The sequence below is a fragment of the Brachyspira hampsonii genome (assembly GCF_001746205.1).
Classification (GTDB): Bacteria; Spirochaetota; Brachyspiria; order Brachyspirales; family Brachyspiraceae; genus Brachyspira; species Brachyspira hampsonii_B.
In genome coordinates, this window is record NZ_MDCO01000012.1 from 193,517 (window position 1) to 219,026 (window position 25,510).

The 25,510-nt window shown below is 27.5% G+C and carries 22 protein-coding genes; 12 read left to right on the forward strand and 10 right to left on the reverse strand.

The window, feature by feature from the left end:
- The first annotated feature begins 127 nt into the window (after nucleotides 1-127).
- The 3 genes from BFL38_RS09925 to BFL38_RS09940 all read left to right on the forward strand — a co-directional run bounded on the left by BFL38_RS09925 (nucleotide 128) and on the right by BFL38_RS09940 (nucleotide 4,675).
- Nucleotides 128-2,086: a hypothetical protein gene (locus BFL38_RS09925; protein WP_069726891.1), complete on the forward strand. Its 1,959-nt coding sequence runs from the start codon at nucleotides 128-130 to the stop codon at nucleotides 2,084-2,086.
- A gap of 1,219 nt (nucleotides 2,087-3,305) precedes the next feature.
- The gene (locus BFL38_RS09935) at nucleotides 3,306-3,989 is read left to right on the forward strand and encodes a hypothetical protein (protein WP_083249413.1); all 684 of its coding nucleotides are present in this window, start codon (nucleotides 3,306-3,308) and stop codon (nucleotides 3,987-3,989) included.
- Nucleotides 3,990-3,997: 8 nt separating this feature from the next.
- A complete protein-coding gene (locus tag BFL38_RS09940) occupies nucleotides 3,998-4,675 on the forward strand; it encodes a hypothetical protein (protein ID WP_069726894.1) in 678 nt (225 codons plus the stop codon).
- A gap of 54 nt (nucleotides 4,676-4,729) precedes the next feature.
- Here the strand turns inward: BFL38_RS09940 and BFL38_RS09945 are convergent, their stop codons facing one another.
- Nucleotides 4,730-5,734 carry an aldose epimerase family protein gene (locus BFL38_RS09945; RefSeq protein WP_069726895.1) on the reverse strand — a complete coding sequence of 335 codons (1,005 nt, stop codon included), beginning with the start codon at nucleotides 5,732-5,734 and terminating at the stop codon, nucleotides 4,730-4,732.
- 281 nt (nucleotides 5,735-6,015) lie between these two features.
- Nucleotides 6,016-6,411 (reverse strand): secondary thiamine-phosphate synthase enzyme YjbQ, encoded by a 396-nt coding sequence (locus tag BFL38_RS09950; protein ID WP_069726896.1) that lies wholly within the window; start codon nucleotides 6,409-6,411, stop codon nucleotides 6,016-6,018.
- A gap of 95 nt (nucleotides 6,412-6,506) precedes the next feature.
- Here BFL38_RS09950 and BFL38_RS09955 point away from each other — a divergent pair, with 95 nt between their 5' ends.
- Genes BFL38_RS09955 through BFL38_RS09975 form a run of 5 tightly spaced genes read left to right on the forward strand, consistent with a single transcriptional unit; the run spans nucleotide 6,507 to nucleotide 12,340 of the window.
- On the forward strand, nucleotides 6,507-7,001 hold the full coding sequence (locus tag BFL38_RS09955) for a pyridoxamine 5'-phosphate oxidase family protein (protein WP_069726897.1): 495 nt from the start codon (nucleotides 6,507-6,509) through the stop codon (nucleotides 6,999-7,001).
- Nucleotides 7,002-8,390: a TldD/PmbA family protein gene (locus BFL38_RS09960; protein WP_069726898.1), complete on the forward strand. Its 1,389-nt coding sequence runs from the start codon at nucleotides 7,002-7,004 to the stop codon at nucleotides 8,388-8,390.
- Entirely contained in the window at nucleotides 8,391-9,755 is a 1,365-nt protein-coding gene (locus tag BFL38_RS09965; RefSeq protein WP_069726899.1) for a TldD/PmbA family protein, read from the forward strand.
- A 50-nt stretch (nucleotides 9,756-9,805) separates the two neighbouring features.
- Nucleotides 9,806-10,987, forward strand: a complete 1,182-nt coding sequence (locus tag BFL38_RS09970; protein ID WP_069726900.1) for a two-component system sensor histidine kinase NtrB — start codon at nucleotides 9,806-9,808, stop codon at nucleotides 10,985-10,987.
- Nucleotides 10,988-10,990: 3 nt separating this feature from the next.
- A complete protein-coding gene (locus BFL38_RS09975; RefSeq protein ID WP_069726901.1) occupies nucleotides 10,991-12,340 on the forward strand; it encodes a sigma-54-dependent transcriptional regulator in 1,350 nt (449 codons plus the stop codon).
- 60 nt (nucleotides 12,341-12,400) lie between these two features.
- Here the strand turns inward: BFL38_RS09975 and BFL38_RS09980 are convergent, their stop codons facing one another.
- A complete protein-coding gene (locus BFL38_RS09980; RefSeq protein WP_069726902.1) occupies nucleotides 12,401-12,865 on the reverse strand; it encodes a PTS sugar transporter subunit IIA in 465 nt (154 codons plus the stop codon).
- A 228-nt stretch (nucleotides 12,866-13,093) separates the two neighbouring features.
- On the opposite strand from BFL38_RS09980, the gene nagE reads away from it, so the two are divergent.
- A complete protein-coding gene (gene nagE, locus BFL38_RS09985; protein ID WP_069726903.1) occupies nucleotides 13,094-14,554 on the forward strand; it encodes an N-acetylglucosamine-specific PTS transporter subunit IIBC in 1,461 nt (486 codons plus the stop codon).
- A gap of 116 nt (nucleotides 14,555-14,670) precedes the next feature.
- Complete coding sequence (locus BFL38_RS15705) at nucleotides 14,671-15,669, forward strand: PTS sugar transporter subunit IIB (RefSeq protein WP_069726904.1); 999 nt, start codon at nucleotides 14,671-14,673, stop codon at nucleotides 15,667-15,669.
- 396 nt (nucleotides 15,670-16,065) lie between these two features.
- On the opposite strand, the gene BFL38_RS09995 is transcribed toward BFL38_RS15705, so the two are convergent.
- The gene (locus tag BFL38_RS09995; protein WP_069726905.1) at nucleotides 16,066-17,037 is read right to left on the reverse strand and encodes a tRNA dihydrouridine synthase; all 972 of its coding nucleotides are present in this window, start codon (nucleotides 17,035-17,037) and stop codon (nucleotides 16,066-16,068) included.
- Between the two features lie 155 nt (nucleotides 17,038-17,192).
- Between BFL38_RS09995 and BFL38_RS10000 the strand changes: the two genes are divergently transcribed.
- Together BFL38_RS10000 and BFL38_RS10005 are read left to right on the forward strand one after the other, a co-directional pair.
- Nucleotides 17,193-18,965 (forward strand): SpoIIE family protein phosphatase, encoded by a 1,773-nt coding sequence (locus BFL38_RS10000; protein ID WP_069726906.1) that lies wholly within the window; start codon nucleotides 17,193-17,195, stop codon nucleotides 18,963-18,965.
- Between the two features lie 48 nt (nucleotides 18,966-19,013).
- Entirely contained in the window at nucleotides 19,014-20,483 is a 1,470-nt protein-coding gene (locus tag BFL38_RS10005; RefSeq protein ID WP_069726907.1) for a hypothetical protein, read from the forward strand.
- A gap of 102 nt (nucleotides 20,484-20,585) precedes the next feature.
- On the opposite strand, the gene BFL38_RS10010 is transcribed toward BFL38_RS10005, so the two are convergent.
- From BFL38_RS10010 to BFL38_RS10035, 6 genes are all read right to left on the reverse strand, one after another.
- Complete coding sequence (locus tag BFL38_RS10010) at nucleotides 20,586-21,029, reverse strand: (R)-mandelonitrile lyase (RefSeq protein WP_069726908.1); 444 nt, start codon at nucleotides 21,027-21,029, stop codon at nucleotides 20,586-20,588.
- Nucleotides 21,030-21,056: 27 nt separating this feature from the next.
- Nucleotides 21,057-21,566, reverse strand: a complete 510-nt coding sequence (locus BFL38_RS10015; protein WP_069726909.1) for a flavodoxin — start codon at nucleotides 21,564-21,566, stop codon at nucleotides 21,057-21,059.
- 329 nt (nucleotides 21,567-21,895) lie between these two features.
- Nucleotides 21,896-22,873 (reverse strand): aldo/keto reductase, encoded by a 978-nt coding sequence (locus BFL38_RS10020; protein WP_069726910.1) that lies wholly within the window; start codon nucleotides 22,871-22,873, stop codon nucleotides 21,896-21,898.
- Nucleotides 22,874-23,311: 438 nt separating this feature from the next.
- Nucleotides 23,312-24,232 (reverse strand): aldo/keto reductase, encoded by a 921-nt coding sequence (locus BFL38_RS10025; protein WP_069726911.1) that lies wholly within the window; start codon nucleotides 24,230-24,232, stop codon nucleotides 23,312-23,314.
- A gap of 285 nt (nucleotides 24,233-24,517) precedes the next feature.
- Complete coding sequence (locus tag BFL38_RS10030) at nucleotides 24,518-24,979, reverse strand: cyclophilin-like fold protein (protein ID WP_069726912.1); 462 nt, start codon at nucleotides 24,977-24,979, stop codon at nucleotides 24,518-24,520.
- Nucleotides 24,980-24,990: 11 nt separating this feature from the next.
- On the reverse strand, nucleotides 24,991-25,380 hold the full coding sequence (locus tag BFL38_RS10035; RefSeq protein ID WP_069726913.1) for a MerR family transcriptional regulator: 390 nt from the start codon (nucleotides 25,378-25,380) through the stop codon (nucleotides 24,991-24,993).
- Nucleotides 25,381-25,510: the final 130 nt, after the last annotated feature.

The following is a 25,510-nucleotide window of genomic DNA, read 5'->3' on the forward strand; positions in this document are numbered from 1 at the left end:
ATAAAAAGTCAATTACAATTTTTTTATTTTCTTTGTATAAAAAGCAGCGTAAAATTATAATACTTGTAAAAAAAGATATTTTATATATAATAAAAGATATTTTGTAGGAATGGATTGCGGGGGGATGATGTTCAAAAAGGTATTTTATATTTATATATTGTTTTTTACATTAATTTTTTTTAGCTGTCAGAAAACTTCAGAAAGCTCTTCTAATACTTCTAATAATTTAAATACTAATGATGTAAATACTAATGATGTAAAAGTAATAGAAAGTCAAAAACAGAATTCATCTTTTGATATGAAATATGTTTATAAATCAATCAGGGTTGATAGAGAATCTTTCAGTAATGCTTTGATTAGTTACTATCAGGATCCGAATTACAGCAACATTATAAATAGAAATAAAGATTTTCTTAATAGAAAACTTGTAGGGGATAATGATATAAAAAAGTATGCTATAGATTATATATCAAATACATATCATAATCGTTATAGTGATAGTGTACATGATAATAACTCAGTTTTTTCTTATGCATCTGAATATAATTATGTTGAACAAAATTTAGCTTTGAAAAAGGCTAGGGAACTTCTTTTGAGCATCAAAAATAAAGATGCCGATATTTATTTAGCTTTATTTTTATCTCATTTTACTACAGATTCTTTATATAACTTTCATGATATTCAAAATTATTTAAAAGAGTGGAAGAAATTTGGTGCTACAAATATAGATATGATGATTGGTATTGTTGGAGAAGGCAATAATGTAAATAATATCTATTCAAATAAAATGAAATTAATAAATTACATAATAGAAGCACCTTCTGATTTAGGAGCAGAAAAACTGATTGCCGATGCATATGAAAATGGTTTTTTAAGTGATATATCAAAAGATACAGGGTATTTGGATATTTATAATGAAAATAATTATAATTTATCTTCTGTAATATATAATAATACTTCTAACATATCATATTTTACATTGGCAAAAGATATAGTAAATACTAATATAATGGACAAGTATATTAGAACTTATACAGGAAAAACTTTAAGCAGAGATAAAATGATTTCGCCTGTGTATTATGAAAATTTTTATTATATATATAATCCTTCTCTGGACAGGAAATATGAAGATTTTGCAGATTTATATTTTTTAGAGTTTAATAAAAATACATTTATTTATTCAATAAAAGGAAATAAACTTAAAGGTATATATTATTTAAATCCTATGTTTCTTGATAATATTAAATATGCTGATTACGAAATAGGAGAAATATTTAACTTCCATCTTGGAGACGATTCAAAATTAGAGAGTGCAAAAATATCTGCTATTAAGACAGCCGATTTAAAAAATATAGCTTCAAATTCACAATTCATATTAGAAGGCAAATTTGATAAAAATAAATATATTGAATATTTAGATGATATACTCTCTTTTCCAATATACAATCCTGAGTTTTTCTTATGCGATATAAACAATGATGGAAAAGATGAAATAATGGTTAGAGGAACTTATGAGCATTCAGGTGAAAGGAGCGGTATAGCTTCATATACTTTGCTTTTAAAAGATGATTTAGAATTGAATTTAGAAAGTACTATTGGAAAATCTATAAATGGAAGCAGTAAGCAGGGGCTTAATAATATTCAAAGAATGTATTTAGAAGATGGTAAAAATAAAATACTTCTTATAGATCCATTAGCAAATACTGCACAGGATATGTTTGCAGAGAATGGTGTTGTAAATGTATATGAGTTTACATACAAAACATATAAGTATGAACCTAAATTGCTTTGGAAAGGAAAGATTATTAATGGTGTTCCTTACGGAGTTTTGAAAACAGATGCAGGTTTTGATATGTATAAAGCAGAAAGTGATTCTGATAGAGCTATAGTATCAGATAAAACTTTAAGAGTAGCAGATAAACTTATAAACTATGAATATTATAAAGAGGCTCAAAGGTTGGATAAAGATAAACAAGAGGAGTTTTTAGAAAAAAGACGCTCAGATATGAAAGCTATTCAGGATAAGTATGGAGATGTATTAGCGATAGAAAGTGAAATGATGAAAATCTTGGGTATAGATAAATAATAGTGAATAATGATAATATAAATACTTCTGCTTATAAAAATATAATTAGGAATTTTAATATAGTTATAGGTATTGGTTTTGTATTGCTTATCTCGGCAATATATGTTACTTATATATTAAATATTAATATTCCCCAATTAAATTCTAATACCAATTTAGAAACATTAGAAACTATTGCAGCAGAAAGTTTTATTTACAATATAAGAATATTCTTTTCTTTTTTAATTCCGCTATCATTTTTTATATTTTTATTTCTTTTTGTGCTTAATCCTATTAGTGTTAGAGCTATATTAATATCTTTTATTCTTATTTTTTTAACGGCCTTTTATTTATATAAACTTCCTTATGAAATATTAATTACTCCGTTTCAAAATTTATATTCATTTATTAATCTAATAATAAATATTATATCAGCGAATTTTATTATGCTTTTTATTTCTGGTTTATCATTTATCAGATATGATATAAAAAAGTTTTCTGCTTTATATGATTTTTATACTATGATTACTGAGATTATAATATGGAGTTTATTAATACTATTTATAATATTTTCTATAGCAGCAGTATTATATTTCGTATTATATTTCAATGGTAGAATAGATGCTAAGAGAATTTTTAGATTTTTAATAATAAATGATATGAAAAATTTGAAAATGATTTTATCTATTTTAGCAGTATTAAATTCTTTTGTAATTTATTTTTCGTATATGCTGTATAATAAGATGACTAATACTAAATTGTCTATAAGTGTTTCAAGAGTTATTACACCTTTTATGTCTTTATTATCTGTTATAATAATAGTATTAACTTTTAAATATGATTTAATTAATAATAATTATTTTAAATTGTTGTTATTATCATATTTTTTATTTATGATATTTTTTATATTTAATATTTTTTTGTTTAGAATAGACATAGAACATAACAAATTAGAATACTATATATATATAGTTTCAAATGTATTTGGAATTATATTTTCATTATTTTTATTATATATTTCCTTAGGTAAAATTTTATATAATTATTTTATTATCTTAAATATAGCATTTATTATAAATTGTTTATATAATATATTTGTTTCAATTATGAAAAAGTACATAAAATTCATATTTTTGTACAATTATATATATATAATTTTTTTTATTATATTGATGTTTATTGACTTTATATAATATTTTGCTATACTATATATATGTATGATAGTGCAATAGGAGATAAATTGAAAAATAGAATATTTTTAACAATTATTTTAATTCTTGTTATATCTTTTAACTTAAAAGCTGTAAATTTATCAGTTGGATTTATAAGTCAGTTTGGCTTAAGCGGAGCTAACACCAATGCCTCAAAGATATTTCCATCTGGTTTCAGAGATTTTGATACAGGATTTTCATTTTCAATAGGTATTAATCAGCCTATAGGGGATTCTATGTCTTTTTCTGTACTTCTTGATTTAGGATATTATCATGATTCTTATGATTTCAGATATACTATAAATGGAAAGAGGGTAACAGAAAATTATCAGTTTGATAGCTTTTTAGTAGGAGGATATGCAAGATTCAATTTTGCATTTTTATCAATAGGAGCAGGCGGAGGTGTTAAAATTCCGGGATCGGCTACATATAGAGTGAACGGATATAATATTGGAGGAAGGTATAGATTTTCTTTTGGTGATTTGAATGATATATTTGAAAGTGCCGTTATACCATATCTAAGATTTTCTATTGATTTTAGTATATTTAATTATTTACTTATTGGAGTATATGCCAATTATGATTTTCCGCTATACTTCCAGCATAATAATTATATGAGGGATGTATTTGTTAATAAAGATTCTATAAGTGCTTTTGATATAGGAATTCAATTTGGATATTATCTTAATATTAGTTTTGATAGGGATTATTAGGAGTTATTATGAAAAGAATTTTTGTATTATTAGTTTTATTATTATCTTTCAATGCTCTTTATTCTGCTGATTTTGTAGCTGGTTTTATAGGCCGTGTTGGAGGAAGCAGTGCCACTACTGACAAAAGCAAAGTATTTACATCAAATTTTAGAGATTTTGATAATTCTTTTTCTTTTCAGCCTGGAATATTTTGGGGATATGATGATTTATTATCAGCAGCTTTACTCTTTGATATAGGATATAATAAGGACAGATATGAAATTAAATATACTGTAAATGGAAAAAGAGTATTAGAGAATTATAATTTCAGCAGTTTATCTATAGGATTATTTCCTAGATTTAATATAGGATTTTTTTCCATAGGTGTAGGCGGCGGAATTAAAATACCATTACATTTACAATATTCTAAAGATGGAGATGAACTTAGCAGAAACAGATATTCATTAGATTTTGGAGATATACAGGATGCTTTTACAACTTCATATATACCTTATATAATGGCTTCTGCAGATTTTCTTATAAGATTCAGCAGAAAATTTATGATGTCATTTGGAGTATATGCGAATTATGATTTTCCGATTGATATAGATAAAAATGGCATATTCAAAGACTTTACAATTAATCAGGATTCTTTAGCTTCATTTGATATAGGTTTTCAACTAGGACTTTATTTCTTAAATAGATAATTTTTTATAAATAATAAATGAGGGCTTTATTTTTTATATTGCCCTCATTTTTTATTATATTAAACTAAATTTATATATTGTTCTATGATTATATTCTCTATCAGGATAAAGTATAATGCTTGGGAAATGATTAAAGTTTAAAGAACATGATAAATATTGAGTTTCTAAACAGAACGCTTCATGTTTATTTAATATTTGATTTCTCACTTTTAGGTTATTCAGATGATTAGCTGTATAAAATAATACAGAAGGCTTAGTCGTAAATACTTCTAAAGCTATATTTGTTTTTCTTGACAGTATTTTTACTCTTTGTTTATTTATATTATTATCATCAAAAATAAAGCAATTATCACATCCGTCTTTTGCTTTTATTATTTCATCAACTTTTTTTAATGAAGTGAAATCATAGGGAGTATTTTTTGTTTTTAATATCTCTCCTGAAGTTATTCCGTTATCATCAGCAAGATAATATTTGGCATCTATAAATATTTCATGATCTTTAATATTTCCTCCTCCATTTAAATTAAAATATGAATGATTCATTATATTTAAAGGAGTTGCTTTATCAGTAGTTGCAATGTAGTCTATTATTATTTCATTTTCATCTGTAATGCTGTATTTTACTATTAAATTAAGATTTCCCGGATATCCCTCTTCGCCGTCTTTAGATACATAAGAAAATAATACTTCATTGTCTTTTTTCTGTATTGAGTTGTAAATTACATATGAAAGTCCGTTAATTCCTCCATGTGTATGATCTGGGGCTTTATTTGGAGTTATATTATATTCTTTATCATCTATTGTAAATTTAGATCCAATAGTTCTTCCGGCAACTCTTCCTACAGTAGCTCCCATATGTCCATTTTTAGCTTTATCAGTATAAAACTCTATATCGTCAGAACCAAATGCCGCTTCTACTTCTTTTCCATCTTTATCTTTGAAGAATATTCCTGTTATAGTTGCTCCTACTTCTGCCAATTTTACTTTTAATCCATTATTATTTTCTAATGTATAGATATAAGAATTTTTTCCAAAATCTTCTTTTTTTGATTTGAACATAATAATATCCTTATGATAATTTATTTATATATTATACATCATTTTTATTTTTTTTATATAAAATATTTTTAAAAACAATTATTTAATTATACATATATATGGTATATTGACAATTTCTTTTATACTTATATACTATCAAAATAAATATTTAAACTTACGGAGTAAATATGTGAATAATAATAGAGCTAATTGGTTCAATTGCTAAATTTATAAAAAGAAAATTTTTTACTAGTAAATCCCAAAATACTAGAGATGAATAAAATTATATTATTATGTATTTTTTATTTTGATATAATCTGCACATATACTTTTCTGCTTCTTTCTCCGTCAAATTCAAAAAAGTATATATCCTGCCAAGTACCTAATACTATTTTTTTATTTTCTATTATTACAGTTAAACTAGGAGCTACTAAAGATGATAATACATGAGCCTGAGAATTACCTTCACTATGTTCATAATTATCATGCTGAGGCACTAATTTATTAAAAGCATTCTTCATATCAAAAACAACATCAGGGTCAGCATTTTCATTTATTCCGACAGCCGCAGTTGTATGCGGTACAAATATAACAGCGATTCCATTTTCTATGTTTTCATCATCTATGCATTTTTGAACTTCTCTTGTAATATCAATTATATCGAATCTTGCTTTAGTTTTTACATTAATGGTATGCATTATAATATCCTTTTTATTGTTTATATTATATATTATATGATAATAAAATACTTGTCAATTTGATTATTTTTTTATTAAAATATATAATATTAAGTATGTTTAGAGATATGAGAAGGAAAAATCAATTATTATCAAATTCACAAAGCATTTCAATATTAGAAAAATGCAGTTCTGGAGTATTGGCTGTATCAGGAGATTATAATTATCCTTATGCTGTTCCTTTAAGTTATGTATATTATGATAATAAAATATTTTTTCATATAGCTAAAAGCGGATATAAATTAGATGCTGTAAAAAATAATAATAAAGTTTCTTTTTGCGTCATAGAAAAAGATGATGTAAAACCTAAAGAATATACAACTTATTATAGGAGTGTTATTGTTTTTGGTAAGGCTTTTATAATTGAAGATGATAATAAAAAAAGAAAGGCTATTGAAAAACTTGCAATGAAATATTATACAAATGATAGTGAATTAAACAGGAATAATATAATTGATAAAGAGTATGATGCTTTTTATATTTTAGAGCTTAAAATAGAATATATTACAGGAAAAGAGGCTATAGAGTTAGTAATTAATAAAGGAGAATAAATGAAATATTTTAATTTTGATGAAAATTTTTTGCATACAGTTTTGGAAGAAGCTTTAAAAAATGGCGGCGAGTATGCTGATCTATTTTTTGAAGATACTAAAGTTAATTCAATAAGTTATTTGGACTCAAAAGTTGATGATATGAGTCTTGGAAACAATTATGGTGTAGGATTAAGAATTATAGTTAATAAAAAAACAATATATTTGTATTCCAATGATACGAGTAATGACAGTTTAATTAATTTGGCAAAATCGGCTTCTTCTATTGTAAATGATAAGAAGTATATAGTTAAAGACTTTATTCAGTCAAAAGAAAAGGATAATCACCCATTGCATATAAATCCTTTTGATGTTAATTTCAATGAAAAGATAGAAGTGCTTTCATATTTGGATAAAACATCAAGAGGAGTATCAGATAAAATAAAACAAGTGAATGCAATGTACTCAGAAAAGCAAAGAAATATTTTGGTATGTGCAAGCAATGGAATATTAAAAGAAGATTCTCAAACATATACAAGACTTGTTATGATGGCTATGGCTAGCGACGGAGCAAACACTCAGACAGCCCGCAGAACAAAAGGAGCATTAGACGGATTTCAAGTTATAAAAGATATTAATTTGGAAGATATGGCAGTAGAGACAGCAAATTCTGCTATAAAGATGCTTAATTCTAAATATCCTAAATCCGGAAAATATCCTGTTGTAATAGACAATGCATTCGGCGGTGTAATATTCCATGAGGCTTGCGGACATGCTTTAGAGGCTACATCTGTTGCTGATAATGCCAGCGTATTTTGCAATAAATTAGGTGAGAAAATTGCTTCAGATGTTGTTACTGCAGTAGATGATGGAACGATAAAAAATGCTTGGGGCAGCTACAATATTGATGATGAAGGTAATGAAGCACAAAGAACAGTTTTAATAGAGAAAGGAATATTAAAAAGTTATTTGGTTGATGAGCTTGGAGCTATGAAGATGAATCAGAAAATAACAGGAAGTGCTAGGAGAGAAAATTATAAATATCCTCCTACTTCAAGAATGAGAAATACATTTATAGATAAAGGTAATTCTAGTTTTGATGATCTTATATCAGGAATAGAGTATGGACTTTATGCTAAGAAAATGGGAGGAGGTTCAGTGGATCCTGCTACAACAGATTATAACTTTGCTGTTTCTGAAGGTTATTTGATAGAGAATGGTAAAATTACTGAAGCCGTAAGAGGTGCTACGCTTATAGGACGCGGAGACGAAACTCTTATGAATATAGAGGCTGTTTCATCAAATTTAGAATTAGCTGATGGTATATGCGGAAGTATTTCAGGATCTGTTCCTACTACTGTAGGACAGCCGGCTATTAAAGTTAAAGAGCTTACTGTGGGAGGAAGATAAATGTCAGAAAATAGTTTTATGAATAGAATGGAGAGAATAAAAGAAATATATAATGATATAAAAAATAAGGCAAAAGATATTGATGAAATAGAAATTTATATGTCAGTAAGCGGTGAAGAAGAGTTTTCTGTAAGAGAAAGAGATTTAGACAAATATACCTATGCTGAATCCGGAGGTATAGGATTAAGATTAATTAAAGATGGAAAAGTTGGAATAAGTTTTACAGAGAAGATAAGTTCTGATATTAATATAGATGATCTTATTAATAATGCAAAAATTTCATTGCAGTATGCCGATTCTGAAAAAGAATATAATAAACTTATAAATAAAGATGAAGATGAAAAAAGCTATGATATGATTAATAATGATATAGTTAATTTATCCAATGATAAACTTAAAGAAATTTCATTATCTATAGAAGATAAATTATATTCTCTTGATAATAGAATAGTTAATGTTCCTTCTGCCGGATTAGCAAGATATAATTTTAGTAAATGTATAATAAATAGTAATGGTATATGCAAAGAGGAGAAGAAAAACAGTATATCATATTATGGAGAAGTAATAGCTAAGGAAAGCAATACGGTAAAAACTTTTTTTGATGTTTATTCTTCAAGAGATGCTGTTTTTGATATTGATGTTTTTGTAAAGAATATAGTTGATAATGCTGTAAACAAATTATCTGCAAAGCCTATAGAAAGCGGAAAATATAAAACTGTATTTACAAATAAAGCTATGAGAACAATTATAGGTTCTTATTTAGGCTTATTTTCTTCTGAGGCAGTTCAGAAAAAATTATCTCTTCTTCAGGGAAAATTAAATCAAAAAATAGCAAGCGATATCATAAATATTAAAGATATTCCTTTGTATGATAAAGGTTTGGCAAATACAAATTTTGACGGAGAAGGCTCTAAAACTAAGGATTTAAATATTATAACTAACGGAGTTTTAAATAGTTATTTATACAATAATTATACCGCTAAGAAAGATGGGGTAAAAACAACTTCGCATGCTTCAAGAGGATTTAAAACTTCAATAGGAATATCATGTCATAATTTTATTTTGGAGAATGGCAATAATACTCGGGAAAAACTGATTTCTCAAATTCAAAATGGAGTATTAGTTGATTCTTTAACAGGAACTCATGCAGGAGTTAATGCTATAAGCGGAGATTTTTCTTTGCAGGCAGAAGGCATAAAAATAGAAAATGGTAAATTATCTTATACAGCAAGCCCTTTCATTGTTTCAGGCAATATATTAGAGCTTTTGAGCAATGTAGAGATGCTTGCCAATGATACTGATTATCATCATTCACCTATATATGCCCCTAGTGCTTTGATTAAAGAACTGTCATTTGCTTCATAATTTTTATTTATAGTATTGAAGTTTTTTTTATTTTTAATATACTCTATAAAATGAATAGAACTAATCAATTTGTTGATAAAATTTTGCAGAATTTCGATAAAGTTTCTGATAATGAAAAAAAGAATGTCATTCAAAGATTATCTACTCTTTTGTATTCTCAGAATGTTATTATAGAGAATCTTGAAGAGGGGATAATAGCAATAGATAATAGATTTATTATACAAGGAATTAATAAAAAGGCATGCTTTCTATTTTCAATACCTAGAAATGCTGAGGGTAAACTTCTTTCAAAATATATTAATTCTAATGATATATTAAAAACTATATTTGAGCTTATTAATAATAATGACAGCGAAACTAAATTATTAAAAGACAATGATAATGAAAGAATACTTCAAATTGATATACTTCCTATAGGAGACAGCGGAAGAATTATAGGTACTCTTATAAAAGCATTGGATATAACTAAAACTTATGAGAGTACGCAGAAACTTAAAAGAGCAGAACAATTAGCTTCTCTTACAACACTTGCAGCAGGAGTTGCTCATGAAATAAAAAATCCTCTTGGTTCTATTTCTATATATGTACAGCTTATAGATAAGATAATAAAAAAGAATATGGATAATGAATGTCAATGCTATAAGGATTTCAAAGAGTATTCTGATATTATAAAAGAAGAGATAGGCAGACTTGAAGAGACTATTAATTCATTTTTGTTTTCTGTTCGTAAATTGGAACTTAATATTGAAGATGTGAATATTAATGAAGTTATTTTATCTACAGTTGCATTTTTGAAGTATGAAATAGAAAAAAATAATGTTAATATTGATATTAAATTTGATAAGGATAACTTGATATTAAAATTAGATGAGAAGTATATAAAGCAGTCTTTAATTAACATAATACAAAATGCTATAGATGCTATGAGTGATAATTCTGATGATAAAAAGAAAGAGATTTTTATAAAACTTAAAACTATTGATAATTATGCGGTAATAAGTATAAAAGACACTGGTATTGGAATAAAAGAAGAAGATCTTGGAAAAATATTTGAGCCTTATTTTACCTCTAAAAGACATGGTACAGGACTCGGACTTACAAATGTAGTTCGCATAATAGAAGCACATAATGGAAATGTAAGTATAGAAAGCGAATATGGAAAGGGGAGTGAGTTCATTATAAAGCTGCCTTTACAGCAGGAAAATCAAAAATTTTTAAAAACGGATTTATAAATTATGCCTAAGATATTAGTAATAGATGATGAGAAAAATATAAGAGATGGTATTAAAAAATCATTAGAATTTGAAGGTTATGAAGTTGTAACGGCTGAAAACGGTGAGAAAGGTATAGAAATTGTTTATAAGGGCGGTATAGATTTAGTTATAACTGATTTAAAAATGCCTGAAAAAACAGGAGAAGAATTTTTAAAAGATATTTTAGATTTTGATAAGCATATACCTGTTATTGTGTTAACGGGGCATGGAAATGTTGAAACTGCAGTTGAGATGATGAGGCTGGGTGCTTATGATTTTATGACAAAGCCTTTTAATCTTGATAAAATGCTTCTTATCATAGCTAGAGCTTTAGAAAGTAAAAATATTAAGAAAACTAATGAAACTCTTGAAAGCAGAGTGGATTATCATGAAAGTTTTTACGGTATGATAGGGCATAGTCCTAAGATATTAAAAGTTTATGAGGCAATAAAACAGGTTGCAAGAACTAAAGCTACTGTATTGATAGAAGGCGAGAGCGGAACAGGTAAGGAATTAGTTGCTAATGCAATTCATAAAATATCAGACAGAGCTAAACAGCCTTATATAACCGTAAACTGTGCGGCACTTTCAGAGGGTGTTTTGGAAAGCGAACTATTCGGACATGAAAAGGGGTCTTTTACAGGAGCTATTGACAGAAAAATCGGGAGATTTGAAGCGGCTAATAAAGGCACTATATTTTTAGATGAAATAGGTGAGATTAATCAGATTGTACAAGTTAAATTATTGAGGGTATTAGAAGAAAGAGTTATAGAAAGGGTAGGTTCTAATACTCCTATTGAAGTTGATATAAGAGTAATTGCTGCTACGAATAAAAAATTATCAGAGGAAATAAAAGAAGGTAAGTTTAGAGAGGATTTATATTACAGACTTAATGTTATAAAAATAGAAATGCCTCCTCTTAGAGAGAGAAGGGAAGATATACCGCTTTTGATAGATAATTTTATAAAGGAGTTCTCAAAGGTTCATTCTATAGAAATAAAATCAGTTGATAAGAAAGTTTATAAAATATTATCTTCATTACAATGGGAAGGAAATGTAAGAGAACTTAGAAACACAATAGAAACTATGGTTGTTATGTGTAAGGACGGAAAAATTGATGAGAGCAATATACCAGATTGGGCTTTAAAAAATAGCAGCAGTAATTTTGTGGTTGAAAATGATGTTGCATTAGATGAACTTGAAAGAATGTATATTAATCATTTGCTTAGCAATAATAATTTCAATAAAGCTCAAGTTGCGAAAATACTTGGAATCGAAAGGGCTACTCTCTATAGAAAATTAAAAGAAGATGTAAAAGATAATAAAGAATAAAAAAGAGGAGCTTTTTATTACTCCTCTTTTAATAATGAAATATATATTATTTATTATTTTTTATCTAACAGCAGTCATTATGACATCACCCTCTGAAACATTTCTAGGTTCTGTTTTAGTCAATGATTTTAATTCAGAGAAATTCGGTATTATAACAGGAGAAGTAATATCATATTCTTTTTCTACTTCTTCTTTATCAAATTCTATAAGCAAAGTACCAACTTTAACTTTATCTCCTTCTTTTACATGTGCTTTAAAATGTTTACCGCCTAATTTCACAGTATCCATTCCAATGTGTATAAGTATTTCTACTCCCTTTGAAGATAAACCTATAGCATGATTACTATCAACCATTGTTATAACTTCACCGTCAACAGGCGAGTATACTTTTCCTTCATCTGGTATGATAGCCATTCCGTCTCCAAGTGCCTTTGTAGAAAAAGCTTCATCTTTTACTTCTGTAACATCTACTAATTTACCTTTTATAGGACTTTTTATTTCGATTTTTTTAGAGAATAATCCCATATATAAATACCTCCGCTAAATAACTTTATTCCATAATTCTAACACAAATGATTATAAAGTAAATAACTTTATGCTAAAAAATATTGTAATAGCTATTTTTATCTTCATAGCAGTAAAAACTTGTAAAAAGATAATGAATAAATTGTGTTATACTTGATAATATCATAAATAAGTATTATACTATGTAATATATGTAAAATAATTTTTTTTAATTTTTATGGAGGATATATGTTTAATTATCTACAAAGAATAGGTAAGTCTCTAATGGTTCCGGTTGCTGTATTACCAGCTGCAGCTATTCTTTTAGGAATAGGTTATTGGATTGACCCAAATGGCTGGGGTGCTCAAAGTCCTGTTGCGGCGTTTTTCATTAAAGCAGGCGGATCTATTATAGACAATATGCCTATACTTTTTGCTATTGGTGTTGCGTTCGGTATGTCTAATGATAGAAATGGTGCTGCTGCTCTAGCTGGTTTGGTTGCTTTCCTCGTTGTTACAACTCTTTTAGCTCCTGCAACAGTAGCCATGATTCAAAGTAAAGATGTTGCTGATGTAGCTCCTGGTTTTGCTAAAATTAATAACCAATTTATAGGTATACTTTGCGGAGTTATTGCGGGTGCTTTATATAATAAATTCTGGAATGTAGAACTTCCTAAATTTTTGGCATTCTTCAGCGGAAGAAGATTTGTACCTATAGTAACTTCTCTAGTTATGATGGTTGTTTCTTTTATTTTAATGCTTATTTGGCCTGTTGTTTACGGAGCTTTAGTAGGATTTGGGGAAGCTATAATAGGTCTTGGTCCTATAGGAGCAGGTATTTATGGTTTCTTCAATAGATTATTAATCCCTGTTGGTTTGCACCATGCTCTTAACTCAGTATTCTGGTTTGATGTTGCCGGTATTAATGATATACCTAATTTCTTAGGCGGTCAGGCTTCTATAGATGCAGGAAGAGCTATTATTGGACAAACAGGTATGTATCAGGCAGGATTTTTCCCTATTATGATGTTCGGATTAGTAGGTGCTTGTTTGGCATTCATTAAAAATGCTAAGCCTGAAAATAGAGCTAATATCAGATCTATAATGTTAGCTGCTGCTTTTGCCAGTTTCTTTACAGGCGTTACAGAACCTATAGAATTCTCATTTATGTTTGTTGCTCCTGCTTTATATTTAGTACATGCTGCATTAACTTGTATATCATTAATTATTTCTGCTAGTATGAAATGGATGGCTGGTTTCGGATTCTCTGCTGGTTTTATTGATTTAGTTCTTTCTACTAGAAATCCATTAGCAGTTAATTGGTATATGTTGATAGTACAAGGCTTAGTATTCTTTGTATTATATTTTGTTATATTTGATTTTGCTATTAGAAAATTTGATTTAAAAACTCCTGGAAGAGAGGATGATGATTCTAATGAAAGTGCTGTTTCAACTGCTTCTAATAAATCTTATGCTGATAAAGCTATTCTTTTGCTTCCTTTATTAGGCGGTGTTGAGAATATAGTTAATGTTGATAACTGTGCTACTAGATTGAGATTAGAAGTAAAAGATAATAGTATAATAAAAGATGCTGAAATTAAGAAATCTTTCCCTGGAGTATTTAAACCGGGAAAAACTTCTGTACAGGTAATAGTAGGTACAGATGTTCAATTCTTAGCTGATGAGTTTAAAAAATTAGTTAATAAATAATTTAATTTATTGATTGTAATTAGGCTTGCATTATTTATTATTGCAGGCCTTTTTTATTACTAGAAATAAAATAAATATTATGTTAGTATTATATATCATAATATAGAGGTTTAATAATGCTGTCAAATAAAAAAGATATAAAGTTTATACTTCCAATGAATTTACTTGGCGGAAGAGCAAATATAGTAAAAGTAAATAACTGTGCCACTAGATTGAGACTTGAGGTTAGAGATGCTGATAAAGTAAATGCCGAAGAGATAAAAAAATATTACCCAGCCGTACAGAAAATAAGTAATACTGAGGTACATATTATAGTTGGTACAAATGCAAGCAAACTTGCTGAGTCTTTAGAGCGAATATTAGCTTTTGATGATGAGCCTTCTAATATGGCTATGACTCTTCTTCCTTTGATTGGAGGCAGAGAAAATATAGTAAAGGTGAATAACTGTGCTACTAGATTAAGACTTGAGGTTAAAGATGCTGATAAAGTAAATGCTGAAGAGATAAAAAAATATTATCCAGCAGTACAAAAGATAAGCGATAAAGAAGTGCATATAATAGTTGGAACTTCTGTAAGCGAGCTTGCTGATGACTTAGAAAAGCTGCTTTCTTCTTATGAAACTAATAATCAAAATATAGCTTATGCTAATGATGCTTTAAATCTTATTCCTTTACTTGGCGGGGTAGAAAATATAGTAAAAGTTAATAATTGTGCTACTAGATTAAGGCTTACTTTAAAAGATGTTAATAAAGCTGATACTGAAAATATAAAGAGATATTATCCTGCAGTGCAAAAGATAAGTGATACAGAATTGCATATAATAGTTGGAACTTCTGTAAGTGAGCTTGCTGATGATTTAGAAAAGCTATTAGAAAGTCAAAGTGTAAAAACAGCATTGCTTCTTCCATTAGTCGGCGGAATAGAAAATATAACTAAAGTAAGTAATTGTGCTACTAGATTAAGACTAGAAATAAAAGATATTAATAAAGTTGATATTGAAGGTATAAAGAAATATTATCCGGCTGTTGAAAAGATAAATGATAGTGAGATTCATATAGTTGTTGGTACAAATGCTAATGAACTTGCAAATGAATTTAAAAAATTTGTAATCTAATAAAAAATAAAAGAGGGACTTTATTATAAAGCCCCTCTTTTTTATAAAATAAGATAAATATTATATTTTAACTACCTTACATGTTTCTAATGATTTAATCAAAGTTAAAATAGCTTGTATAGATTTTTTAACTTCTTTAGGTTTTATAATAAACTTGTTTCAAAATTAATTGACAAATAATTTTGCTGGTCTGTTATTTTATGATAAATTATATATTCAAGATGCAGAAATGCAGTTCTTCAGCATAATACATCTATATACATGTATAAAATTCTAACAGGCATATTTTATAAAGATACGCAGAAAAATATTTTAATAGAACAGTAACAAAATAAATAATATAAAATAAGTTCTTGCCATTATAACAGGAATTTATTTTTATTATTTATTATAATATTATTCTGCTATGATATTATCTAAAATTTTAAATAGTTCTTCTTTGCTTTCGCATTTCATAAGTTCTATTTTATTTTCCATTTTATATCCTGTGAGATATTTCATAACAAACTTACGCATAAAATGTATTCCGCTTATTTCACCATAGAGTTCGCAGCATCCGTTTATATGCTCTTTTATTATATTTTTTAATTTGTCTTCTTCTTTTATTTTATACTCATTATTATCTTCAAATATAGTATTAAGTTCTGCAAATATCCAAGGATTTCCAATAGCACCTCGTCCTACCATTATTCCATCAACTTTAGAGATATTGAATGCTTTTAGTGCATCTTCTTTATTTTTTATATCTCCATTTCCTATTAAAATATAATCTTTACCTAATGCCTCTTTCACTTTTGCTATAGCCTCCCAATCAGCATTTCCTCTGTACATATCGCTTGCATATCTTCCATGTAATGCTAGAAAGCATGCTCCGTTTTCTTTCATAGCTAAGGCTCTTTCTATTTCTCCTCCTTCACCTCTTTTTAGACCCAATCTTATTTTTACGCTTACAGGCAGAGGAGATACGCTTTTTACAGCATTTAATATTGAAATCATCTTATCAGTATCTTCTAAAAGTCCTGCTCCGCCATTATTTTTTACTACTTTTTTTGTAGGGCAGCCCATATTTATATCTATAAAAGAAAAGCCTTTCAAATCTGTTATTTCTATAGCTCTTTTATAATCATCTTCATTTGCTCCAAATAGCTGAAGCGATATAGGGTATTCATCTTCTTTATGCTCCATATACCTATATGTTTTTTTTACCTGTCTCGCTAGGGCAGCCGCACTTACTAGTTCTGTTATTAAAAGTCCTGCTCCGAATCTTCTTGATAATCTTCTAAATACATAGTCTGTATATCCAGCCATAGGGGCTAAGAAGAATCTTGATGGTATATTCACACCTTCTATTAATATGTTTTTTTCCATGTTTTCCTTGAATTAAAAGCGTTAAAATTTTGATATAATATAAACAATTAACTAAAAAACTTCAAGAGTATAAAAAGATTAAATATATGTTGACTATAAAATACTCTATGATATAATAAAATTGTGTGTACTAACTAATATATTAGAGGTAATTTGTGGATATATATGATATAGTTGACGATCCGGAAAAACAGTTGGAAGTATTTTCCGGCATTATTAAAAGAATGAATTCAAGTAATGATCATGATGAAACTTTAATTACTATTATATCTGAAATCAAAACTATAATGTATACAGATTCTATACTATTATATTTAGTAGATCAGGAATTATATAATTTGCATTATGAAATGTCCATAGGTCCTCTTGGAAGCAAATTTTTTGGTAATATTGTTGATAGTGAAAAACCATTGGCTGTAAGAGCTTATACTACATCATGTTCATTATATTCTAATGATCCTCAGGAAGATTCTGCTTTTATACCTATGAAAGAGATTTTAGGAGATGAATTAAAGAATATATTATTTGTGCCGCTAAAAGTAAGAAAGAAAAATATAGGTTCTTTATTTTTAATAAATAAAAAGAATGGTAAATTTATAGAGAAAGATACAGTTGTAATGTCATTATTTGCCAATCTTGTATCTTTAGCTTTAGTTAATAAAATGGTATATGACAGAGCACAGTCCAGAGCTTATGAGGTTGGGGCTTTGTATCAAATGTCTATATCCATTAATAAATGCGAAACTATAGAAGAAATACTTAATGACAATATAAGTATAGTTTGCGAGGCATTTGAAGCACATAGGGTATCTGTTATATTAAAAGAGAATGGAGTTTTCAAATTTAAGGCTGGAATTGGCATTGATGAAGATGTACTTAAATACGGAGTTGTAACTGTAGATGATAATGTACTTTCAGAAGTTCTTCGTACAGGAAAACCTGTTTATTCTTTTAATGTGGATAAAGATATAAGATTCAGACCTAATAAAGATCTTAGATATACTAGAAATAGTTTTATGGTAGCTCCGATAATGGCTAAAGATGAAATAATAGGTTTTCTTTCAGCAACTGAGAGAAATATTGACAAGGCATATAATTTAAGTAATTTATCACTATTAGAAATGCTTGCTCAGCAAATAGGGGAGAATTACATGCATATACTTTTGTCTGAGGAGTCTAAAATAAAAGAATCTCTTACAGAAGAAATTAATTTTACAGAGCAGCTTCAAAAAAGCGTACTTCCTAAAGAGTTTCCAAGCAATGGATTATTTGATATTGCGGCTGTGAGCATACCTAGTAAAAATGTTGGTGGAGATTTCTACGATTATATAAAAATAAGCGATACTAAATATGCTTTAGTTATAGCCGATGTATCAGGAAAAGGTTTGGGTGCCGGATTTTTTATGACTATGACTCGTTCTATACTTAGAGTGTATTTTTCTGAGATGGACGATCCTTCTAAGATATTAGAAGCTGCTAATAAACATATATATAAAGATTCTAATAATGGTATGTTTGTTACTTGTTTTTTGATTGTTATTGATACGGAAAATAAAACTCTTACATATTCCAATGCAGGACATTTAACTCAGTATTTACTAAAAAAATATGAAATTAGCACTTTAGACTCTATACTTGAAATGCATACGCATGGCAAGCCTCTTGGTTTTATTGAAAATGCTACTTATCAAAATAAGCAGATTTCTTATTCTAAAGGGGATACTATTATTTTGTATACAGATGGTATTACTGAAACTTTCAATAAAGATGAAGAAGAATATGGAGAAGAAAGACTTAAAAATATTCTCAAAAATGATTATGATAATGCTAAAGAATTAGTTGATGATATAGTTAATGAAACAATTTTGTTTAGAGATAAAACTCCTCAATTTGATGATATTACTCTTTTAGCTGCTAGATTATTATAATTTACTTATACTTGTCAATATATTTTATTAAATTAAAAGGATATATTTATGAAAAAAATATTTTTATTAACTACAATCATGTCTTTATTTATAATTCAATGCGGTAATAAACCTACTTCTAATAACAATGTTAATACAAATGAAACAGTACAGTCAAATGAAACTATACCAGCAACAGAAATATTATCACAGGCAGATGAAGCATTTTTAGAAAAGGTAAAAAATAAAATAATTATAAACGGCAGTGCTAAATACACTTTCAAAGATAACGGCGATATAGAATATGTATTTGAGTATGGAAGTTATAGAGAAGATAAAAATTATATCTTTGAATCTTCAAAAGACTCAACTAATGCTTATTATTATGAACTTTATAATATACAGGATAAGTACGAAAAAGGACCGAGTAATATAGCTACAAATTATAAAGGCTTTTCAGTAATAAACGGAATTCTTTATGAAGATAATTATGTAGGCTATGAAGGCGATCCTATTGAGACAATAATGACTAAATGGGAAAAGGAAAATTATTATTCTAATTACTATTACAGAGAAGTAAAAGAGAATCCTAATTTTGATAATTTTCCTTATGAGAATAAAGCCGATGTAACTTTTGATGAGTACAATAGAATATCAAGAGGTATATTAATATCAAAATCAGACTACAAACCAGAAGAAGTAGGGGATATTAATAATTATAATTTTGATAATGTATATACAAATGGTTATAATGCTTCTATTGAATTAAAGAAAAACGATGACGGAACATTTTATTTCTATGCTATTAACATAACTACAGATGAAAATGGACAAACAGTAACTAATATTCAAAGTACAGATACAAATAAAATGGTATTAGAAGAAAATCAGTATATTGAACCTTATTGCGGTATAGGTTCTCAGACTTTAGATTATGAAGAGGTTGTAGGTGCTGATGGAGGTTATATTATATCTATTCAGCCTATAAATATTGATACTATTATGGTAACAGAGCCTAACGGAAACTATGGATTTACAGGTATATATAAAAAAGTTCCTGAAATAATAAATGCTGATGATAAAAGCACTAAAGAAAAAGCGTATTATAATGCTTGCAGATGGTATGCTGAAAATTATAGTGAATTAAATGATATTTTTAATAAAACTGTAGATTTTGATTTTGAGGGCGGCGGATATTATGAAATTAATATGGAGAATGTATATCTTTATATAGATAAATTTGAAAATTCAGGATATTTTTCTGACAATTATATTAAAAATTTAGAAAATAGTTTTGAAGAAATAAAAAAGCATTTGGAAGAAAATAAACAAAATGACGGAGCTGTTGAGGGTATGGAAGCAGACTGGTTTTTAGCTACTCAGGAAATTGATTATTATCTTAATATTATAACTAATGAAATGACGCTTAAAGATATAGTAAATTATGATGGAGATTCTCTATGCATAAGTGATGAGTCTGGAGAGTCTGTAATTTTAGAGGTTAAAAAATATGGTGATGAATGGCTAATTGAAAAGTAAATATTCTATTGTATATAGATTAAATATTCAGTAAATTTATTATGAGTGTCTTATTTATAAAAGGCACTCATATTTTTTATAAGTTTTGTGTAGTTAATTAAATTATTTCTTTTTATAAGCATTATATTCTTCATCAGTAACATGTTCTAACCAAGTAACATTATTACCGTCTTTATCGCCTGTTATTGCAATATGCTTCATTCTGCAGTCTGGAGAGGCTCCATGCCAATGTTTTTTATCTTTAGGGCAGTAAAGTGCTTCCCCCTCATGAAACTCTAAAATCTCTCCTCCCTCTTCCTGAGTAAGTCCTATACCTTCAACTACTATCAAATGCTGTCCGCAAGGATGAGTATGCCATGCACTTCTTGCTCCTGCCTCAAATGTTACATAAGCTACAGAAAAATGAGAATCTTCATTAGGTTCTGTTAATAATTCTACTTCAACATCGCCTGTGAAACATTCTTTTGAACCTTTAAATTTCCTTCCTTCTCCTTTTTTTATAAATACTGTTTTTTCTGGTGCTTTTTGGTATTCATAATCTGACATTTTTCTTCTCCTTATTATTAAATTTTTTTATTTTACATTTATTTTTATATCATTAATCCATTTTTTTATTTCGTTTTCTGAATTATTTATACTGCTTGTACTTCCATATACGCTTAATATTTTTCCAACCTGTTTTGATTTAGTTAACTTTTCTATATCTGCTCTGATAATACCAGATCCGCCTCCTCCATGCGTACAGAAAGGCATAATAATTTTATTAGAAAAGTCAAAACTGCTTATAAAAGAGCTTACAGGACTTGCCATTGTATTCCACCAATTAGGACTTCCTATAAATATAACATCATAATCCTCTATACTTCCAATATTATTTTTTAGTTTTGGTTTATGATTATTTTTTATATCTCTTTTAGATTCGTCTAGTACTTTATTATAGTTTGATGAGTATGGTTTTTCTGGTTCAGTATAGAAGAAGTCTATTTTTACATTTTGAAATTCTGATTTTAGAACTTTTGCTATAATTTCAGCAAGTTTTTTAGTATTTGCTGAATGCGAATAATATGCTATTAATATTTTCATAATTGATCCTATTATTGCTAATAAAAATTTCGGGCTTAAAGGCTCTTTTAAGTAAACTTAAAAGAGTCCCAAAATTTTTATATTTGTTGCTATCAATAAACTCGCTTAAAATTTATAGAAGCTCGTTTATTTCATTATTGCTAATAAAAATTGTTCGACGCTTTGCGTGTCTTTGGCAGATTATCTGCTAAATAAATTTAGCAGATGTTCACAATTTTTATGGTTGCTGCTAATAAAAATTTGGGGGTTAAAGGCTCTTTTAAGTAAACTAAAAGACGCCAAAAATTTTTATATTTGCTCTTATCAATAAACTTGTTTTAATTAATTCTTTATTTTCCTACTATCTCTAAATGCTCTTTTGGATATCTGTCTCCGTATATTTTTATGCTTGAAATAGCTTTATTAATATCTTCTAATTCCTCTTTGCTAAACTCTACATTGACAGAAGCTATATTTTCTCTTAATCTCTCTATTTTTCTTGTTCCGAATATTGGTACTATAAATGGTTTTTGATGCACTACCCAAGCTAATGCTATTTGAGATTTTGTTGCATTTTTTCTTCTTGCTATATCTTCCAAGACTTCAACTAAAGTATAATTATCTTTTATATTTTCTTTTTGAAATCTAGGAATAGAGCTTCTAAAATCATTATTTGAAAAGTCTGAAGCATTATTAAATCTTCCTGTTAAAAATCCTTTACCCAAAGGTGAGAATGGTACAAAACCAATATTTAATTTTTCTAACAACGGTATAAGTTCCTTTTCTGGCTCTCTCCACATTATAGAATATTCGCTTTGTATAGCTGTTAATTTGCATACTTCATCAGCTTTTTTTATAGTATTAACACCTGCTTCAGAAATACCCCAATGCTTTATTTTACCTTCTTTTATTAAATCTTTCATTGTATCGGCTGCTTCTTCTATTGGAGTATTAGGATCAACTCTATGAATATAGTACAAATCAATACAGTCTGTTTTAAGTCTTTTTAATGAACCTTCCAATGATTTTATTATAGTTTCTCTTTTAGCATTAAGTACAGGTTTACCATTTACAGTTTTTATTCCGCATTTTGTAGCTATTACAACTTTATCCCTGTATTTTTCTAATGCCTCTCCTACAACCTCTTCGTTTTTGTATGGACCGTAAGCCTCTGCTGTATCAAAGAAATTAATACCCAATTCTATAGCCTCATGTATAACGGATATTAATTCTCTTTTGTCATAATGCTCATCATACACGACGCCGTATCCCATACATCCTAAACCTATTTCTGATACTTCTAAATTTCCTAATTTTCTTTTTTGCATAATTGCTCCTATTATTGCTATCAATAAACTCGCTTAAAATTTCTAGCAACTGAGGTTGCTAGAAGCTCGTTTATTTCATTGTTGCTAATAAAAATTGTTCGCCGCTTTACGTGCCTTTGGCATAGTATCTGCCAAATAAATTTAACATATGCTCATAATTTTTATGGTTATTGCTAATAAAAATTGTTCGCTCGCTTTTCGTGCCTTTTGTAGATTATCTGCCAAATAAATTTAACATATGCTCATAATTTTTATGATTGCTGTTAATCAAAATTTCAGGCTTAAAGGCTCTTAAAAGACGCCCTAAATTTTTATATTTGCTGCTATCAATAAACTCATTAAAAATGAGATATTAACCAAACTACTATATAATTTTTTATTTACTTAAAAAATATGTACTTTAAAAACTCTATATATAAATCACATCTCAATCAATTTTTAGTACCAATCATGTTTTTCATCACGGTTTAATTCTGCTATTTTCTTCATATCTTCATCACTTAATTCAAAATCATATATTTCTGTATTTTCTATTATATGCTCTCTATTATTAGATCCGGGTATTACAATTACTTCTCTTTGCAAATTCCATCTTAATATAATTTGTGCAGCTGACTTATTATATTTTTGGGCAATATCCTTTAATACTTTATCATTTAAAAGTTCTCTCTGATGTCCTCTTCCTCCCAAAGGATAACAGCCTTGAACAGCTATACCCAAACTTTGAATATACTCTATAACATTAGTATCCTGATAATAAGGGTGAATTTCATTCTGAACCAAAGCAGGCATTATAGTTATTTTAGGAAGAAACTCTTTTAATTCTTTAATGTACCAATTAGAAAGTCCTATAGAGCGAATTTTTCCTTCTTTTACTGCTTTCTCCATAGCCTTGTATGCTTCAACATCATTTTGGCTTGGGTGATGAAGAAGCATCATATCAATATACTCAACATCTAACTTTTTTAATGCCTCATTTATAGCATTTTCTGCATCTCTGTATTGATTAGGATATAATTTTGTAATAATAAAAATATCTTTTCTATCAACCTTTGAGTCTTTTACAGCTTTTCCAACCTCTTCTTCATTTCTGTATATATATGCTGTATCAATTAATCTTACACCATTTTGTAAAGCAAAAAGTACAGAATTGTAGCATTCATCATTTAATAGACTATATGTACCTATGCCGTTTAATGGTATTTCGTATCCGCTGTTTAATTTTGCTGTTTTTGTATTAAAGTTAAAAACTACTTTATTGTTTTCCATATTAGTATTTGCCTCTGCTTTATTATTTAATGAAAATATTGTTATAATAAAAATAAAAGTAAATAACAAACCAAAAAATATTTTTTTCATTGTTTATCCTTTTTATTAATTTATAAACTATACACCTATAATGCATTAGGATATTTGTTTATTTCTATGAAAGAAATTTATAATTAAGTTACAAACTATCAAATTGTATAATTGCATAAATATTTTACTGTTTCAATATTAGTATGCTATAAAAATAAACTCTTTACTATATAATTAAAAATTAAATACATAAAAGTTTTTTATTATAAAAAAATTGTTTATTTATTATTTGCAAATTATAGCATTATAGTTCACTCCAATCTCAATAGTTGTTTTTATAATTTTTTAATTTACACTAAAAGCTATTTCAACATTTCCTCTTCCAAGTACTTCTTTTAAACCTTCTGTATTTTCTATATATCCAAGCCTCGTATAACTGTATGAAGTTCTAAAACTCTCATAGAACAATACTATGCAGTTGTTACCGTATAGTAAAAAATCACCTGTTTTTATACTGCCTATATTTTCAGTTTTAGTTGTGAGATTTTTGCTTAAGTTATAATATTTTTCATTGCTGTTTAAATCATTCATATTAACTGTTAAAGGAAGAAGTGTCAAAAAATCTTTTGCTGTTTGATTATCATATAATTTTAATTTGTATTCTTTATCTTTTATTTTTACATTAATTGTAGTATTCAAAGTATTTAAATTATTCATAGTTGTATTATCTCCATAAACTGAATTACATGCTATAGATGACATAATAGAAAAAATTAATAAACTTAAAAAATATTTTTTTATTTTCATAATATTTATCCTTAATCATTTTTATTTTTAAGCATATCTTTTTCATGTACTGACATTTGATGTCCGTAATTTTCTATTTTTTTATTTAGTTTATCTAAAGCAGCTTGAAGTTCATTTAATTTTTCCTGCATAGCATCTCTCTGACTTACTAAAAGCTGTTTTCTAGCTTCTAATGTAGCATCGCCTTTATTGTATAGTTTGATATATTCGATTATTGATTCTATAGACATACCTGAGTTTCTCATACATTTTGAAAACTCTATCCATCCCAAATCATAATCAGTATAATTTCTTATTCCGTTTTCACTTCTTTCTACTTCAGGTATTAGACCTATTCTTTCATAATACCTTAAAGTATCAGCTGATAATTGAGTTTTTTTGCTTACTTCTGCTATTGTCATTTATTAATTACCTCCTTTATTTTTGCAGATTATAGCATTAGAGTGCACTCCAATGTCAATATTGTTTTTATATTATTTAGTTTAATTTATTATATAATTATATCAAATACTTATATATTATGATTATATA

Bases quoted from the DNA above. Each gene is read 5' to 3' on its own strand.
- BFL38_RS09925 (WP_069726891.1), top strand. From the start codon at position 128: ATGTTCAAAAAGGTATTTTATATTTATATATTGTTTTTTACATTAATT.
- BFL38_RS09940 (WP_069726894.1), top strand. From the start codon at position 3,998: ATGAAAAGAATTTTTGTATTATTAGTTTTATTATTATCTTTCAATGCT.
- BFL38_RS09945 (WP_069726895.1), bottom strand. From the start codon at position 5,734: ATGTTCAAATCAAAAAAAGAAGATTTTGGAAAAAATTCTTATATCTAT.
- BFL38_RS09950 (WP_069726896.1), bottom strand. From the start codon at position 6,411: ATGCATACCATTAATGTAAAAACTAAAGCAAGATTCGATATAATTGAT.
- BFL38_RS09955 (WP_069726897.1), top strand. From the start codon at position 6,507: ATGTTTAGAGATATGAGAAGGAAAAATCAATTATTATCAAATTCACAA.
- BFL38_RS09960 (WP_069726898.1), top strand. From the start codon at position 7,002: ATGAAATATTTTAATTTTGATGAAAATTTTTTGCATACAGTTTTGGAA.
- BFL38_RS09965 (WP_069726899.1), top strand. From the start codon at position 8,391: ATGTCAGAAAATAGTTTTATGAATAGAATGGAGAGAATAAAAGAAATA.
- BFL38_RS09970 (WP_069726900.1), top strand. From the start codon at position 9,806: ATGAATAGAACTAATCAATTTGTTGATAAAATTTTGCAGAATTTCGAT.
- BFL38_RS09975 (WP_069726901.1), top strand. From the start codon at position 10,991: ATGCCTAAGATATTAGTAATAGATGATGAGAAAAATATAAGAGATGGT.
- BFL38_RS09980 (WP_069726902.1), bottom strand. From the start codon at position 12,865: ATGGGATTATTCTCTAAAAAAATCGAAATAAAAAGTCCTATAAAAGGT.
- nagE (WP_069726903.1), top strand. From the start codon at position 13,094: ATGTTTAATTATCTACAAAGAATAGGTAAGTCTCTAATGGTTCCGGTT.
- BFL38_RS15705 (WP_069726904.1), top strand. From the start codon at position 14,671: ATGCTGTCAAATAAAAAAGATATAAAGTTTATACTTCCAATGAATTTA.
- BFL38_RS09995 (WP_069726905.1), bottom strand. From the start codon at position 17,037: ATGGAAAAAAACATATTAATAGAAGGTGTGAATATACCATCAAGATTC.
- BFL38_RS10005 (WP_069726907.1), top strand. From the start codon at position 19,014: ATGAAAAAAATATTTTTATTAACTACAATCATGTCTTTATTTATAATT.
- BFL38_RS10010 (WP_069726908.1), bottom strand. From the start codon at position 21,029: ATGTCAGATTATGAATACCAAAAAGCACCAGAAAAAACAGTATTTATA.
- BFL38_RS10015 (WP_069726909.1), bottom strand. From the start codon at position 21,566: ATGAAAATATTAATAGCATATTATTCGCATTCAGCAAATACTAAAAAA.
- BFL38_RS10020 (WP_069726910.1), bottom strand. From the start codon at position 22,873: ATGCAAAAAAGAAAATTAGGAAATTTAGAAGTATCAGAAATAGGTTTA.
- BFL38_RS10025 (WP_069726911.1), bottom strand. From the start codon at position 24,232: ATGAAAAAAATATTTTTTGGTTTGTTATTTACTTTTATTTTTATTATA.
- BFL38_RS10030 (WP_069726912.1), bottom strand. From the start codon at position 24,979: ATGAAAATAAAAAAATATTTTTTAAGTTTATTAATTTTTTCTATTATG.
- BFL38_RS10035 (WP_069726913.1), bottom strand. From the start codon at position 25,380: ATGACAATAGCAGAAGTAAGCAAAAAAACTCAATTATCAGCTGATACT.